The sequence below is a fragment of the Paenibacillus sp. FSL E2-8871 genome, assembly GCF_038000345.1.
In the GTDB taxonomy this organism is placed as follows: Bacteria; Bacillota; Bacilli; order Paenibacillales; family Paenibacillaceae; genus Paenibacillus_AQ.
In genome coordinates this window covers 2,555,474-2,570,759 of record NZ_JBBOBV010000001.1, presented here as the reverse complement: position 1 = coordinate 2,570,759, position 15,286 = coordinate 2,555,474, and the positions used below count along the sequence as shown (strand labels likewise).

The 15,286-nt window shown below is 44.3% G+C and carries 13 protein-coding genes; 10 read left to right on the top strand and 3 right to left on the bottom strand.

Annotation, left to right across the window (positions count from 1 at the left end; all coding sequences use genetic code 11):
* Positions 1 to 2 precede the first annotated feature (2 nt).
* The 5 genes from NYE25_RS11860 (at position 3) to NYE25_RS11840 (ending at position 6,804) form a co-directional block, all read left to right on the top strand.
* Entirely contained in the window at positions 3 to 1,037 is a 1,035-nt protein-coding gene (locus tag NYE25_RS11860; RefSeq protein ID WP_445667175.1) for a FecCD family ABC transporter permease, read from the top strand.
* Positions 1,038 to 1,080: 43 nt separating this feature from the next.
* Positions 1,081 to 2,796, top strand: a complete 1,716-nt coding sequence (locus NYE25_RS11855) for an ABC transporter ATP-binding protein (RefSeq protein WP_341145977.1) — start codon at positions 1,081 to 1,083, stop codon at positions 2,794 to 2,796.
* Between the two features lie 42 nt (positions 2,797 to 2,838).
* The gene (locus tag NYE25_RS11850; protein ID WP_042190330.1) at positions 2,839 to 3,879 is read left to right on the top strand and encodes an NAD(P)/FAD-dependent oxidoreductase; all 1,041 of its coding nucleotides are present in this window, start codon (positions 2,839 to 2,841) and stop codon (positions 3,877 to 3,879) included.
* A gap of 141 nt (positions 3,880 to 4,020) precedes the next feature.
* Positions 4,021 to 5,646 (top strand): helix-turn-helix domain-containing protein, encoded by a 1,626-nt coding sequence (locus tag NYE25_RS11845; RefSeq protein ID WP_341145976.1) that lies wholly within the window; start codon positions 4,021 to 4,023, stop codon positions 5,644 to 5,646.
* A 132-nt stretch (positions 5,647 to 5,778) separates the two neighbouring features.
* Complete coding sequence (locus NYE25_RS11840) at positions 5,779 to 6,804, top strand: iron-hydroxamate ABC transporter substrate-binding protein (protein ID WP_341145975.1); 1,026 nt, start codon at positions 5,779 to 5,781, stop codon at positions 6,802 to 6,804.
* A 143-nt stretch (positions 6,805 to 6,947) separates the two neighbouring features.
* On the opposite strand, the gene NYE25_RS11835 is transcribed toward NYE25_RS11840, so the two are convergent.
* Positions 6,948 to 7,976, bottom strand: a complete 1,029-nt coding sequence (locus tag NYE25_RS11835; protein ID WP_256716301.1) for an ABC transporter substrate-binding protein — start codon at positions 7,974 to 7,976, stop codon at positions 6,948 to 6,950.
* 103 nt (positions 7,977 to 8,079) lie between these two features.
* Positions 8,080 to 9,666, bottom strand: a complete 1,587-nt coding sequence (locus tag NYE25_RS11830; RefSeq protein ID WP_341145974.1) for an ABC transporter substrate-binding protein — start codon at positions 9,664 to 9,666, stop codon at positions 8,080 to 8,082.
* A gap of 146 nt (positions 9,667 to 9,812) precedes the next feature.
* On the opposite strand from NYE25_RS11830, the gene NYE25_RS11825 reads away from it, so the two are divergent.
* The 5 genes from NYE25_RS11825 to NYE25_RS11805 all read left to right on the top strand — a co-directional run bounded on the left by NYE25_RS11825 (position 9,813) and on the right by NYE25_RS11805 (position 13,732).
* Entirely contained in the window at positions 9,813 to 10,172 is a 360-nt protein-coding gene (locus tag NYE25_RS11825; RefSeq protein WP_042190321.1) for a (2Fe-2S) ferredoxin domain-containing protein, read from the top strand.
* Between the two features lie 167 nt (positions 10,173 to 10,339).
* The gene (locus tag NYE25_RS11820; protein ID WP_188114656.1) at positions 10,340 to 10,489 is read left to right on the top strand and encodes a hypothetical protein; all 150 of its coding nucleotides are present in this window, start codon (positions 10,340 to 10,342) and stop codon (positions 10,487 to 10,489) included.
* A gap of 168 nt (positions 10,490 to 10,657) precedes the next feature.
* A complete protein-coding gene (locus NYE25_RS11815) occupies positions 10,658 to 11,812 on the top strand; it encodes an AI-2E family transporter (RefSeq protein ID WP_042190319.1) in 1,155 nt (384 codons plus the stop codon).
* 19 nt (positions 11,813 to 11,831) lie between these two features.
* Positions 11,832 to 13,304 (top strand): carboxylesterase/lipase family protein, encoded by a 1,473-nt coding sequence (locus NYE25_RS11810; protein ID WP_341145973.1) that lies wholly within the window; start codon positions 11,832 to 11,834, stop codon positions 13,302 to 13,304.
* A 23-nt stretch (positions 13,305 to 13,327) separates the two neighbouring features.
* Positions 13,328 to 13,732, top strand: coding sequence for a VOC family protein (locus tag NYE25_RS11805; protein ID WP_339242789.1), 405 nt, complete (start codon positions 13,328 to 13,330; stop codon positions 13,730 to 13,732).
* Positions 13,733 to 13,782: 50 nt separating this feature from the next.
* Here the strand turns inward: NYE25_RS11805 and NYE25_RS11800 are convergent, their stop codons facing one another.
* Complete coding sequence (locus NYE25_RS11800) at positions 13,783 to 15,279, bottom strand: N-acetylmuramoyl-L-alanine amidase family protein (protein ID WP_341147720.1); 1,497 nt, start codon at positions 15,277 to 15,279, stop codon at positions 13,783 to 13,785.
* Between the last annotated feature and the right edge of the window lie 7 nt (positions 15,280 to 15,286).

The following is a 15,286-nucleotide window of genomic DNA, read 5'->3' as shown; positions in this document are numbered from 1 at the left end:
TGATGGAAAAGACGACATTCGGTTCCTTCGAAGCCGCCAAAAATAAACGGGGCTTAATTATCATGATTTCTTTGGCGGTACTAATTGTGATTGCTTTTATTATTAGTATGAATACAGGTTACATACGTTTGACTCCTATGGAGTTGATTAATACATTGTTCGGTAAAGGAACCGACAAGCAGGAGTTAATCTTGTTTCAGTTTCGGCTGCCACGTATTGTGATTTCCGTTCTAATTGGGGCAGGTCTGGCTGTATCCGGTGCTGTGATGCAGGGCGTCTTTCGTAATGCGTTAGCGGACCCTGGTATCTTAGGGATTAATGCTGGTGCAGGAATTATGGTTATGCTGTTAATCTCTTTTTACCCTACGGCAACCGCGGCTCCAGTGTATCTGTTGCCAATGGTAGCGTTCGTCGGTGCGGGGCTTACAGCTGCCTTAATCTATGCTCTAGCTTATAAACGGCATCAAGGAATATCGCCTATGCGTCTACTGTTGACTGGTGTAGCTGTCGCAGCTGGGATGAGTGCAGCTATGATCGTGCTTACGCTAAGGCTTGATCCAGAAAAATACCAATTCGTCGCTACTTGGCTAGCAGGCAGCATTTGGGGAACAAGCTGGAAGTTTGTACTGTCACTCCTACCGTGGATTCTTATTCTGGTGCCTTATGTCATCTATAAGTCAAGGGTGATGAACGTACTGAATCTAGGGGAGCAGACCGCTGTGGGACTTGGTGCCGCAGTAACGAAGGAACAATTTCGGCTTCTTGCGGCTGCGGTAGGATTAGCAGCGGCGAGTGTCGCTGTCAGCGGTGGAATTGGTTTTGTGGGATTGGTCGGACCCCATTTGGCGAGACGGTTAGTTGGGCCGAAGCATCAACTCATGCTTCCGACTTCGGCACTGCTTGGGTCACTACTCGTTATTACAGCGGATACCATTGGACGCTGGATCCTCCAGCCGTCTGAGATTCCTACGGGTATCGTTGTAGCTGTAATTGGAGCACCATACTTTTTGTATTTGTTAGCCCGTACGAAATCTTGATGAAAGTAGGCTGATCTCTCACCAGAAGGAGCGAATTATTAACATGTTGCGTCGTTTTTTTGCTTACTATAGGCCCTATAAGGGATTGTTTATTCTTGATTTTTCTTGTGCTATTGCTGCTGCACTACTTGAACTGGTCTTTCCGTTAGCCGTTAACCGGGTAGTAGATGATATGCTGCCAAGCGGCAATTGGAGATGGATACTCTATTCATGCCTCGGCTTGCTGGGGATATATATTGTCAGTGCCTTTATGCATTTTGTCGTCACTTACTGGGGGCATAAGCTGGGGATTAATATCGAATCGGATATGAGAAAAAAGCTTTTTGACCGAGTTCAGAAGTTATCTTTCAATTTCTTTGACAACAACAAGACCGGCCATCTAGTATCCCGGATGACAAATGATTTGATGGACATCGGTGAGATTGCCCACCACGGTCCAGAGGATCTCTTTATAGCAGTAATGACGCTGCTCGGTGTGTTCGGCATTATGCTCAGTATCAATTGGCAATTAGCTATTCTGACGTTTGTGATCGTTCCGCTTATGATTTATTTATCCATGTACTTCAGCCGGAAAATGTCTAAAGCCTTCCACATTATGTTCGCGGACATTGCTGACTATAACGCACGTGTGGAGAACAATGTAAGCGGGATCCGCGTTGTGCAAGCTTTTGCTAATGAGAATCATGAAATTTCCCGTTTTGCGGTCAATAACGAACGCTTCCGTATAACAAAGCTGATGACCTATCGAATTATGGCTTGGAATTCATCCTTTAGCTTTGTTCTCATGAAACTGGTCTCGTTATTTGTTCTCGTATGCGGAACATATTTTGTAATCCAGAAGCAAATGACCTACGGTGAATTTATTGCTTTTGTGATGTTGTCCAATGTATTTTTAGGACCATTACAACAGATTAACTCGGTCATTGAGACCTATCCCAAAGGCATTGCAGGTTTTAAACGTTATCTCGAACTGCTGGAGACGGAGCCGGATGTTGATGATGCGATTGAGGCTAAGACAGTTCATGATCTTAAGGGGAATATAACCTTCCATGATGTGGCTTTCGCCTACAGCGATAAAGAGAACGTACTCCAAAATGTGAATCTGTCGATTCAAGCAGGAGAGACCGTTGCTCTGGTCGGTCCATCTGGTGCGGGTAAGACAACGCTTTGTAGTCTACTACCTCGCTTCTATGATGTAAGTGAGGGTAACATTAGCATTGATGGAATTGATATTCGTTCCATGAAGCTTGAATCTCTTCGTTCACACATCGGGATTGTACAGCAAGATGTATTTCTGTTTGACGGAACCATCCGTGAGAATATCGCTTACGGGCGGTTGGGTGCCTCCGATGAAGAAATCTGGGAGGCAGCACGGCGCGCCCAACTGGAAGAGCTGATCAAATCCCAGCCTGCTGGGCTGGATACTATGATCGGGGAGCGGGGCGTTAAGCTCTCTGGAGGTCAGAAGCAGCGGCTGTCCATTGCCCGGATGTTCCTGAAGAATCCAACGATTCTCATTCTAGACGAAGCCACATCGGCGTTGGATACCGAGACGGAGTCCGCAATTCAGGAAGCACTTGCGGAGTTGTCACAAGGTCGTACGACGCTTGTTATAGCTCATCGATTGGCAACGATCAAGAATGCCGACCGTATTGTTGTTGTTGCGGAAGGTGGTATCGCTGAACAAGGCAGACATGAAGAACTGTTACAGACTACCGGAATTTACAGTCGACTACATGAGGCACAATTTGGAGCGTAAGAAGCTAAGGGCATCAATAGAATATACTTTTGGAGGGACATAATGAACAATCAACTGGAATTATACGATGTAACGATTATTGGCGGCGGACCTGCTGGGATGTATACAGCTTTTTATAGTGGAATGAGAGACCTCAAGACGAAGTTGATTGAAGCGAAGGATGAGCTCGGAGGAAGAATGCTTATTTATCCTGAAAAAATGATCTGGGACGTAGGCGGAGTAACGCCGACTCTCTGTCATCAGCTGATCGGGCAGCTCAAGGAGCAGGCGCAGACCTTTGAACCCACCATTGTGCTGGGACAGCAAATCATGAATCAAGAGAGACAGGAAGACGGGACATATATTTTAACCTCGTCTACCGGGGAACAACACTGGACACGAACCGTTATTCTGGCAATTGGCTACGGAATCCTACAAATGGCTAAGCTCGAAATCGAAGGTGCGGATCGCTATGAGGTGACGAATCTTCATTATACCGTTCAGGAGCTAGAGCCATTCCGTGGCAAAAGAGTGCTGATCTCCGGCGGAGGAGACTCTGCAGTAGATTGGGCAAATGAACTGGAGTCCATTGCAGCAAGTGTAACGATTGTGCACCGTCGTGAACAGTTTGGAGGTCATGAGAAAAATATTGTGCGGATGAAGGAATCTTCGGTCAATGTCCGCGTGCCCTATGCAGTAAGCCAATTACACAGCAGTAATGGGGAAACGATAGATCAGGTGACGATCAACCACATAGAGACAGGTGAATCAGAGCAATTTGAAGTGGATGCAGTGATCGTAAACCATGGTCTTAAGAGCGATTTTGGTCCGTTAAAAGAGTGGGGCCTTGATATGGGCGAATGGTGTGCGAATGTATCTGATAAGCTGGAGACCAATCTCCCAGGCATATTTGCAGCTGGTGACTTTGTGGATTATACAAGTAAGGTACGTTTAATTGCCGGTGCTTTCACCGATGCAGTTCTGGCGCTTAATAGTGCCAAGCTGTTCATAGATCCAACTGCGGCTAAAGTTGCTTATGTTTCTTCTCACAATGAGCGGTTCAAAGAGAAGAATAAGGCGCTTGGTGTCGTTGACGACCATTAATAGCGGTAAATTCTTAAGGAATAGGTTTGATTTTAATGTTGAGCGTATAGGGCTTCTTATCCATTTCGAGCGGAGAGAAGCCTTATGCGCCTTCTTTATATTTCAAGGTTTAATAGCCTGATGATCTGGAAGGGAGCAGGAATGAAACTATCTAATAATAACCCGGTTCACAGAATTTATATGTTAAAAGAGGCTGGGAAACGCCAATGCGGCGGTGGTCACTTCAGTAATCTCCAGATTGCCCAGTCCCCACTCTTCCTGACACCAATAGAAGCTACTGTTCTAATAATCATTGAAGGAGAGACAGTAGCTCTTAAAATAGGTGAAATTCTTTTTTTAAGCGCAGGTGCGACTTATCATATTAATGCTCCATTAGAGTCCGTTATCTCTGTTCTAGCAATCTCCTATGAGGTATATGGGCTAAGCAATAGCACGGAGCAAGAATTGGTCTATGGACTTTGCCGTGAATTTTTTCCGGTCAATGGGATCTTACCAGTACGTACGACGAATAAAATAACCCGCTTATTCAGCGAATTGGAAGACGTTGCTGCCAATAATTTAGAAGCACAGGCAGATAGAATTCAATCCTTGCTGCATCAGCTGCATCAACTGGTTGTAGAGGCTGATACTGAAGCAGACATTACGGATAGTTCATATTTCAGAATGCTCTCTTATATTCACCAGAACATCCAAAAGGAGATTACGCGAGAGATGATGTCTAGAATGATGGGATTTAATCCTCGCTATTTCTCAGTATGGTTCCGCAAGCAGACGGGGTGGAGCTTCACCGAATATGTAGCTCATTTAAGAGTGAATAAAGCGAAAAAATATTTGATGTCCAGCCAAGCAACAATCCAGCAAATTTCTCAAAAAGTAGGCTATTCAGATGGACTATATCTGAGCCGGAAATTCAAGCAAGTCACCGGGATGACTCCAACAGATTTCCGTTTGCGTCCCAAACCGAAGCGGATTGTAGCGTTGCAATTTTTCGGGGATTTACTTGCGCTGGGTGTGAAGCCTGTCGCGGTTGAAAAAGATGTGATGAACTACTCATTGCTTTTACAGCCGGAACTGGCGGATGTACGATCGTTTGAGTTGCAGGGATGTCCGGCGGAAGCGGACTTGTCTGGACTGGAAGCTGATATAGTCATTGCACCGACCTATCTGAGCCCCCGTCAGCTTAAATGGATGGAAAAGTTGGGTCCATTAGTTACGGTGGAATGTGATGAAATGGACCGCTTAGAACAGATTCGTTTATTCGGCAGACTGCTGGGAGAAGAGGAGAGGGCAGAAGCATGGATAAGACACTATCATTTGAAAATAGATTTGGCCAAGCAGCGCTTGTCCTCACTAATTGAATCTGGTGAAACGGTAGCGGTGTATGAGATTAGGCAAGATAACAGTATTTATATCTGGAATCATACAGCCCGAGGTGTGTACAATCTGTATCCAATGCTAGGGTTAGCTCCGCCGGACAAGGTAAGGTCAGATGTTCTGGAGCGGAATGATCATCTATGCATCTCACTGTCGGAATTGCCAATATACGCGGCTGACCATATGTTTGTGGTTGTATCAGGACGAGAGGACTGGATGTCGAGAACACGTAAACGCATTAGCAAGAGTGTGGTTTGGCGCAATCTTCCAGCATTCAGGAATGAACGCATATATTACCTCAAGCTTGAGGAATTTTGGGGCAGCGAAGGGCTTGCACTCGAACGTCAGTTGGAGATACAGACAGATTTGTTAATCGGCCATAAGTTAAGCTGACAATCGTCCATAGCCAAATTGATGTATTAGCGTGTATATATGTTTTCCCACGGAGACGTTATATTAAACATGGATCTAAATGATATTGATTATCAATATCACAAAAATATAAAGTCTCAAGGGGGATTTACATTGTACAGAGTAATATCGTTAAGAAAAACAAGTATGATAGCCGTTGTACTTACGCTGGTGCTAATGTTGAGCGCATGCGGACAAGCTGCTAATCAGGGGAATGCTCCAGCTAGCACGTCTGCTGAAGTGGCTAAAAGCACTAATGATTCTGTAGTTGCCAGCACGGAGACGGCTGCTGATGCAGAGTACTGGACATACGAAAGCGACAAAGGTCCGGTGCAGATCCCACGCAATCCACAAAGAATTGTAATTCCGGTACAAGACTTTATCGGTGATCTTCTGACGCTGGGGGTGACGCCCATTGCCGTAGCTGGGAATGACATCTTGAACCATCCATATTTCAAAGAGGCGCTTACAGGTGTAGAAGTAGTGGGCGATGACATGACGGTGTCCCTGGAGAAAATAACGAGCCTGGAACCGGATTTGATTATCACTTATCAGGAAGATACCTATGAGCAAATCTCCAAGATTGCTCCGACTGTCTTTATTCCTTGGGGCAAATACGACTATAAGGAACGATTGATCGAGATCGGGAAAATCTTGAACAAGGAGCAGCAGGCTGTAAAATGGGTGGCGGATTTCAATCAGAAGCTGGAAGCGAAGAAAGCGGAATTGGCCGATCTGATCGCAGCTGACAAAAAGGTGGCAATCTTTGAAATTGCCGGTAAAGAGCTGTATCTATACGGTTCGTCATATGGGCGTGGTGGAGAGATTATATACAACGGATTGGGGCTGCATGCACCTGATCTTGTCGAAGAGGTAGCCTTTAAGGAAGGCTGGGCTTCCCTTTCTCTCGAAACGCTGCCCGAGTATCTAGGAGAAGCTGATTATATATTCCAAGGCTTCAGCCGTGGTGTGGAGCAGGACAAGCTGGACATTCTGGACAGTGTCTTCTGGCAAAGTCTACCTGCTGTTAAGGCGGGTCATGTGTTCACTTACGATCTCAAAACTTATTATCTCTCTGATGCTTATGCGCTGGACAAGCAGCTGGATGAGATAGTCACGTTGTTGAAGTCCCTACAATAAGTTAAATTTGAAGCGTGAGATAAAAACACTCACAGATAAAACGCATTTAGATGCTTATAAGTTATCTTAGTAGGAATTTTGTACAACAATAAAGGGATGTCCGCTTAGCCGCTATGGCTTCGGACATCCCTTTTCCTCATGCATTATTTATTATTTATTAGCCAATCGGCCAGCTCTTCGGTCTGGGTTAATACCGCGATAGGGTCATAATACCAGGAACGTTCTTCTTTCCAAACATAGAGGTGTCCATTTTTGACTGCAGGAAGGTTGCCCCAAAATGAATCAGCCTTGTAATCAGCTTCTGTAAGGTTATTTGAGGTTAAGATAATATAATCTCCGGCATACTTAGTTAACGCTTCTTTAGATATTTCCGCCCATTGCTTCTCCATAATCTCCGCTGCTACTTCTGTAGGCGGCTTGCGACCAAGCGCTTGATAGATGGGCTGTCCGCCTCGGCCAAAGTTATCGCCATAGACCCAGATAGATTTTCCACCGTCTTCCATGATGGAGAAGGTTGCATCCGCCGGGAGGACCTTGTCCACTTTTGCTTTAGCTTCGGCTATCCGTTTGTCATAATCTGCAAGCCAATTCTTTGCTTCTTGTTCCTTTCCAAGGAGTTCTCCGAAATAGGTTAATTCTGCATGAGCATCTTTTAAATCCCCGTAAGGCACAATGATGGTAGGAGCAATTTTGCTAAGCGTTTCATAGCTTTCTGCTTGTCCCGAAATAATCAAGTCAGGATTTAGTGCGATGATTTTTTCAGGTGACATTTTACCGTACGCTCCTGTGTCTGTAACACCGGTAAGAGCCTCCTTATAATACATATTCTCTAAGGTCAAGCCTGGAGCTCCGATAGGAATGGTATCAAGAGCTATTAGACTTCCCAAGTATTCCTCAGCGACAATTCGTTTAGGATGAACAGGGATTTCAACATCACCTTTTACGGTATTTACTGTCTTGACAGCAGGGGTTTCAGCACTTTCTGCTTCTTGACTAGTTTCGGTTGGTGCTTGTGTTGCTGCTGTTGTATTACTGGTGTTACTGGTACCACCTGTATTCTCCACCGTAGTATTGGAATTTCCACAAGCTGATAGGACTAGAATTAACGTCAGCATGAAGGGAAATAGAAGCCAATGATTCTGTTTCGAAGTATTCTTTTGTAGATTATGCAATTTGTTGTTCCTCCTATGGTAATTGATTATCATTCTCAATAAGAACTTTACAATCTTCTCTGGTTATTTACTATGGACGAATATGATCTTCGTTTGTGCATATTTATGATGTCATCACACGCAGCAATTCTTTAAGCTGTGCTTGAGAAGACAGCGGATCAAATCCATAGAACATGTCACCCTGGTTCAAGATGTATACCCGATTGTTACGGACTGCATCTAACTGCTTCCAATCACGAGAACGCAGAAGGCGAGAGAGGCGTTTTCTTCCCTCAGAAGATGATGGGATGCTAGTGATAATAATATAGTCTGCAGGATAGGTTCCGATTTCCTCAATAGAAGACACTAGATACCCTGAATCCATGATTCCGTTCTCCATAATGATAGATGGTGGCTTGAATCCAAGATCTCCGTACAAAATCTGACACCCCCTACCGTAACTGCTACTGAAACAATAAGCTGCTCGGGAACTAAGCTCCCAAACGATAGCTGTCCCTCTTTCCGATCCTATCGAATGGTTCAGTTTCTTATTGGCAGCATGGCAGAGCCCATCGTAATGACCTAACCATTCTTCTGCTCGCTGTCGCCGGTTGACTACATCAGCGATCAAACCAAATTGCTCTCGCCAGCTCATTTGCATAAAGGGTAATTCAATGACCGGAGCAACTGGAGTCAGAATCTTATTCTCAGGAATATTGTAGCTGATAATGATATCTGGTTCTGCTAAAGCTATCGAATCAAATAGAAGGGAAGAGTTCCCTTCGTTCATCGTAAGTTGTTTGGAGGCTGGCACTTGCTCTAAGCTCCGATGCCAATCCGAATAAACACCGAGTTGAGGCATAATTTCCAGTACCCGTAGGATAGCTGTGTGATTGTAGTTTAAAGCAACAATTTTTTTGTTCTTATTCTGATAGGCTGTAGGTGAAAGACCCACAAGCTGCTTGAATTTACGGCTCAGATAAGTTCCTTCTTCATAACCAACCTCATGCGCCAGCGTTGTTAGATTTGGGGAACTGGTGAGGATTCGCTGCTGTGCTCTGCGGATTCTTAACAGTGTAATATAAGCGCTGAAAGTTTGACCCATAATTTTACGAAAGGTACGTGAGAAGTGTTCAGGGCTTACCCCAGCTAACGTAGCCATCTGCTCCCGAGTAATATCTTCGTTGTAATGAGCTTCTATGTATTCAAACACATTTTCAATCCAGCTTCCTGACGTCTCCTTTTTAGCAGCCAGTTCATGATGAAGATCCACGATGAATTGAGTGAATAATTGCTGGACCTTAAACGGTTTCCGATCATCGGGTTCTATCCAAGCACTGTAAAGCTCACCAGATAGTGCGATCAATTGTGTGGAGGCGTGGTGTAAGGCTGGGCTGCCATTTAGAAAATTTTGCTCTTGCCTATGGTTGGGCATACTGGTGTACTCTATCCACATCCCCTGTAACTGTTGCTCAGTCTTTAGCTTCAATTTTGAAGTTGCAGCAAAGGTCATGATGCTTCCGGATTCGAGGCTATGAAGTTCGCCATCTATCTCAAGCTGACCTTTACCTTCCCAGACAAACATAATACAGGAATTCGTAGCTGGGATGTTATCGGTTGCGTAGTGGGAAAGACTTGTTAGGCTACTAATCTTAACAGGCATATAAAAAGGATGGGAATGATGTGGCATCCCGCCGGATTGGATGGGCATGGTAAAATCGCTTCCTTTTTTCAATGATAATCATTCTCAATTATAGTATACCAGTCTTTCTTTCTATTGACTATAATGGCTCTTATGATAGTGTTTAGAATAATCCGCTAACGAATATTTTTAGGTATGAAAGGAATGGGGATTTCATGACAACTTGGAATTTACAAGGAACCGTAAGTCACTTGTTGATATGTAATGGTAGCAGCTGCAAGAAACACAAAGGTGAAGAGGTAGCTGAAGCGATAGAAGATGAGATTGAAAAGCAAGGTGCACAGAGTCTTATACATACAACGGTAACCCGTTGTAATGGTAGATGTTCAGATTCCTGCGTCGTGATCGCGTACCCTGAAGGTGTGTGGTATAAAGAGATCACACCTAAATCAGCGAAATCGCTAGTACGGAAGCATTTACAGGGCGAGAGACTTGAAGATCATCTGCTGTATACATATGATGGTCAGCTGATGGCTGCAAATGACAAGGGGGCTAAAGGGAAGAAGAAAAAATAGCTGTCTACTGATCGAAGCTTCGCAGCTAAGTGAAATCAAAGTAGAAATGATTGAAGTACCGTCAATGCGCTGGCGGTATTTTTTGTCTTTTCAGGAAAGCAACTTCGTTTCTTTTTGTTTAGTAGAGGATTATGATTGAATGAAAGGAAGATCTAGGGGGAATAGACATGTTTAAGAGGTTTACAGTGGATGATCATGCAGAAACGGCGCAGTTGTTTGCGGAATCTTTTTGTGAATTACATGAAGAAACTTTTCATACATATATGATGCTTGCGACTGAAGAATACAGTACTACGATTGCAGAATTCATGGCGTAGCAGATGCCGAAAACCCGGATTCTAACAAAGTATATCAATCGATGGATTTGTGGAGGCGGGCAGAATTGCGGATATCAAATTTGACTTGCGCCCCTAACGTTGACTATGCTATTAAAAAGTGAATAAAATAACACTTCATATAAGGTGGCGCATGGGGGAGAGGGTTCGATGGAGAGGCTGCAGGTGTGGCCGGGGAAGTTTAAAAAGTTTTTTCTAAACAATAAATTTGTGGTAACCTTACTTATTTTATTGTTAACTGGGGTAACTATCCTGGTGTTCTCAAAGATACCGTTTATTTTTACGCCTATATCTGTATTGCTGCACACGGTGGCTGCACCATTGTTACTATCCGGTATCGCTTATTACTTGCTTAATCCGTTAGTAGACCTAATGGGAAAAAGATTCAGGATGAAACGTGTGTATGCAATCATCATTCTTTATCTGTTAATTGCGGGTATTATTACGTTGATTCTGGTGATGGTGATTCCGATTCTTCGAACGCAATTATCTGGTTTGATTGACGATTTTCCAAGGTATAGTGACTTGATCCAGGAACGATTTATGAATCTAACGGGAAGCGAATTTTTTGGTCAAGTTCAAGATAGTATAGGAACCAACCTAAGTGAAATCACCAGTAAAATTACGGCTTGGGGCACTTCTTTTCTGAATAATGCGCTAACAGGTGTAGGGAGCTTCGTCGGAGCCGTTACGGAGATTGTGCTGGCGGTGGTGACGACACCGTTTATTCTATTCTACTTGCTTCGTGATGGAAAAAGATTGCCAGATTACATTTTGAAATTTGTACCTACCGCGCTCCAGCCGCAGACTCGGATGGTAATGTCGGAAATGAACGCCCAGGTATCTTCCTATATTCGAGGGCAAATTATAGTAAGCTGCTGCATTGGTGCGCTGCTCTATATTGGCTACTTGATTATTGGTCTGGAGTATTCACTTGTCCTTGCCATTGCCGCTGCTTGTACAGCAGTTGTTCCCTATTTGGGTCCGGCAATTGCTATTACACCAGCCTTAATTGTGGCCATGGTCACTTCACCATTTATGCTGCTGAAGATGATCATCGTTTGGACGGCTGTACAGCTGATTGAAGGAAAGTTTATCTCTCCGCAGATTATGGGCAAGACACTGAAGATTCATCCGATCACGATCATTTTTGTGATTATTTTTGCCGGTAAAATGTTTGGCGTTCTTGGCATTATCCTTGCAGTTCCTGGTTACGCGGTGCTCAAGGTTGTATTTACACATATTTTTCAATGGTTCCGGTTCCAGTCCGGATTGTATAAGCAGATTGAAGAGAATAAGGAATAATGTGGAAGGGTGAAATGTAATGGTAGGACCGATAGCAGTAACCTCTTATGGTAAGCTTCAAGGACGAGAGGAGGATGGCGTGAACGTTTGGCGTGGAATCCCTTTTGCCGCTCCACCAGTTGGAGAGCTTCGATTTCGTGCGCCGCAGCCACCAGAAGCTTGGAGCGGAATTAGAGATGCTTCTGATTTTGGTCCAGTTAGCCATCAGCCAGCGGATACGAGAGGTACGCGTTTCGGTGGCTTAACACCTCGTCATTCTGAAGATTGTTTATATTTAAATGTATGGTCACCTGCATCCCCAGGCGAGGCACTCCCTGTAATGTTTTGGATTCACGGGGGTACATTTGTGACTGGTGCTGGAAGTCAGCCACAGTTTGATGGCACTAGTTTCGCGAAGAATGGTAATGTAGTCTTGGTGACGATTAATTATCGACTGGGACCATTTGGTTTTATGCATCTGTCTTCGCTTGGTGATGGATTTGCGTCTAATCAAGGCTTGCTGGATCAAATTGCCGCGCTGGAATGGGTAAAGCTTAATATTGCCGCCTTTGGAGGCGACCCTCAGCGAGTTACGGTATTTGGAGAATCAGCTGGCAGCATGAGTATCGCTGCCCTTCTGGCTATGCCTGCTGCAAAGGGATTATTTACTGGAGCGATCATGCAAAGTGGGGCTGCTCAAACCTTGCCAAATCAGCAAGGGAAAGCTATTGCTGTAGCATTACTTACTGAACTAGGCATTTCTCCTGAAGGAGATACCAGCCTACTTAATACGTTCTCAGTGGAACAAATTATAGAAGCAGCCACAAGAATGACCATTAAATTAACGGGTGGTTCAATAGGCATGTTATTTCAGCCTGTCATTGATGGGGATACGCTTCCTGTAGATCCTGCACAGGCTGTGGCAGAAGGATCGGCCCAGGGGATTCCTTTGTTGATTGGAACCAATCGAGATGAGGGGAATTTGTTTTTCAGGGGAGAAACACCAGGTGCAGACTTTGATGAATCGCTCAAGGCGCTGGAGCAGATGATGGGAACTGGAAGTCTGGCGGAGGTTGCCAGCCACTATTCTTCTACATGGGAAGGACAGGCGGAGATTCTAACGGATCTATATTTCTGGGGAACCTCTATATCCTTAGCTGAGAATCAATTGGCCTATGCGCCTGTTTGGATGTATCGTTTTGATGGGACGGTCCCTGGCCATCCATTGTTAAATAAAGCTGTACATGGTGCGGAAATTGTCTATGCTTTTAACAATCTGTCTCATGTAACTCGCTTGGGTGCGGAAATTACACCGGCGATGCAAAAATTGGCTGAAAGTATGCATACGGCATGGATTGCCTTTGCTCATCGAGGAAACCCAGCTACATCTGAGTTATCATGGCCTGAGTATAATCTGGAAGAACGTCCTACACTGATCTTTGATGAAGAGATGCGAGTAACTCAAGATCCCGATTCAGAGAAACGCAAGAGAATTGTCTCTATTCTGGTTTGAGAAGTCTGAGGAGATGAACGGGGATGAAGGTCCAAGGATTTAATCATGTGACGGTAAATGTGAGTGATTTATCACGTTCATTGAATTTTTATACTGGTATTTTGGGTCTTCAGCTAATACACAAAGGGAATACAGATGCCTATCTGGAATGGGGAAGCGCATGGATTTGCCTCATTGAAAAGCCAGAATACACTGAATTAATGGGCAGTGTAATTGGTATAGACCATATTGCCTTTAGTATAGCGGAAGAACATTTCGAGGAGGCTGTACAGGTACTCCGTACCCACGAAGTACGAATCATTAGAGGACCTGTTAAAAGGGGAGTAGGCTGGACCGTCAACTTTCTCGATCCAGATGGGATTCAGTTAGAGCTACACACCTCTAATCTAAGAGAAAGAATGAGTGTTTGGAATAACAAACAAGAATAAAATAGAAAGGGGAGCTTCTTAGCCAATTGGCTAAGAAGCTCCCCTTTTTTCTATCGACCTAAATATTCCTTAATCCCTAGAACTACTGCTTCGGCTATCCTATTCTGAACATCTACCGTGAAGAGTAATGCTTCGTCCTTGGTATTACTTAAGTAACCACATTCTAATAAAATGGCTGGCATTTTAGTTTCTCTTGTTACATGATAATTTGCTTGACGAACCCCTCGATCCTGAAGACCTGTAGCAACAGTAAGATATTTATGAACGGTTTGCGCGAATAATAAACTATCTTTACGTGTGTAATAAGTCTCTGTGCCACTAGGATTGCTCTTACTGCCCACAGGGATACTATTGGCATGAACAGAGATGAACAGATCTGCTTTTACCTTATTGGCGAGGTTAGATCTGTCCTGTAGGGTCGGGTATGTATCATCACTTCGAGTGAGCACAACCTCGATATTTGGCTCTTTCTTTAGTAATTCTGCAATTTTTAGAGCTGTTGGCAAGGTGAAATCCTTCTCTTTCAGGTTACTTCCAGTTCCAGGATCTTTCCCACCATGCCCTGCATCAATAACGATTATCTTCTTGTCTGTGTTGCCGGTAGAAGGTGGAGGCGTTGTGACTGGTACTTCAGGTACAGTGGTTGCAGGAGGCGTGGTGCTTGTCCCATTTAGATCCACTATAATAAGTCCATCGTTAGCATTCGTCACACTGTAGTTATTCGCGCTGTTCAGATCAATAACGATCCGGATCGTAGATGGAGAACTACTGAATAATGAATAACGAATGGTTGAGACGTTAGGATATTCGGTAATCGTCAACTGTCCATTTTGGTTTTTTCCGACTGAAAGGTTCTGATGAAAGCTGTCGCCGAAGCTGGCGTTTGGTAAATCTACGACAATTCGGTCTTTATCTGTCATTGTGAATACATTTGGTGTTATACTGCCGTTCACCGCGATGATGAGCTTGTTATCAACGAAGCTAAGATTTGTGACTGCTGCCGTCGAGGTGTTTCCATCAGTTGTTGTGTTACCCTTCGATCCATTATCAGAGGGTGCGGTTACAGATGTGTCTGGAACATTAATTTCTGGATCGCTTCCGCCAATCTCCGGTACTGGAGAAGTTAAGTATACCGTTTTGGTCACATTATCCCAACCGACAGTAGTTCCTGTCTGTTCTCCAACAAATCTTAAAGGGACGAGGGTCGTGTTGCCACTGAGAAAAGGAGGGTTGTCCAGTTTTACCTGTTTCCCCGAAGCCTCTGCCATCGCATTATTCACGATAAGCTTTAATGTCGTTCCCTTTTGCTCAATGGTTGCAGTCTTGGTCACATTATCCCATTTCACGGTATAACCAAGCTGCTCCGTAACGAGGCGAAGTGGAACCATCACGCTTCCATTTACAATTTGAACCTGTGCTTCTTTTGAAATCTTAAGATCATTGCCATCTAGATTGATGTGTGTTTCTGCAGAGCCGGCATAACCAGTTCCTGGATGAACTAGCACCAACAAAAGCAGCAGTAACGCCAAAAAACCAAACTTCTTCATCTGCAAT

What these genes read in the sequence shown, in the direction of transcription:
- NYE25_RS11860 (WP_445667175.1), top strand. Translation starts at nt 3, where the DNA reads ATGGAAAAGACGACATTCGGTTCCTTCGAAGCCGCCAAAAATAAACGG.
- NYE25_RS11855 (WP_341145977.1), top strand. Translation starts at nt 1,081, where the DNA reads ATGTTGCGTCGTTTTTTTGCTTACTATAGGCCCTATAAGGGATTGTTT.
- NYE25_RS11850 (WP_042190330.1), top strand. Translation starts at nt 2,839, where the DNA reads ATGAACAATCAACTGGAATTATACGATGTAACGATTATTGGCGGCGGA.
- NYE25_RS11845 (WP_341145976.1), top strand. Translation starts at nt 4,021, where the DNA reads ATGAAACTATCTAATAATAACCCGGTTCACAGAATTTATATGTTAAAA.
- NYE25_RS11830 (WP_341145974.1), bottom strand. Translation starts at nt 9,666, where the DNA reads ATGCCCATCCAATCCGGCGGGATGCCACATCATTCCCATCCTTTTTAT.
- NYE25_RS11825 (WP_042190321.1), top strand. Translation starts at nt 9,813, where the DNA reads ATGACAACTTGGAATTTACAAGGAACCGTAAGTCACTTGTTGATATGT.
- NYE25_RS11820 (WP_188114656.1), top strand. Translation starts at nt 10,340, where the DNA reads ATGTTTAAGAGGTTTACAGTGGATGATCATGCAGAAACGGCGCAGTTG.
- NYE25_RS11815 (WP_042190319.1), top strand. Translation starts at nt 10,658, where the DNA reads ATGGAGAGGCTGCAGGTGTGGCCGGGGAAGTTTAAAAAGTTTTTTCTA.
- NYE25_RS11810 (WP_341145973.1), top strand. Translation starts at nt 11,832, where the DNA reads ATGGTAGGACCGATAGCAGTAACCTCTTATGGTAAGCTTCAAGGACGA.
- NYE25_RS11805 (WP_339242789.1), top strand. Translation starts at nt 13,328, where the DNA reads ATGAAGGTCCAAGGATTTAATCATGTGACGGTAAATGTGAGTGATTTA.
- NYE25_RS11800 (WP_341147720.1), bottom strand. Translation starts at nt 15,279, where the DNA reads ATGAAGAAGTTTGGTTTTTTGGCGTTACTGCTGCTTTTGTTGGTGCTA.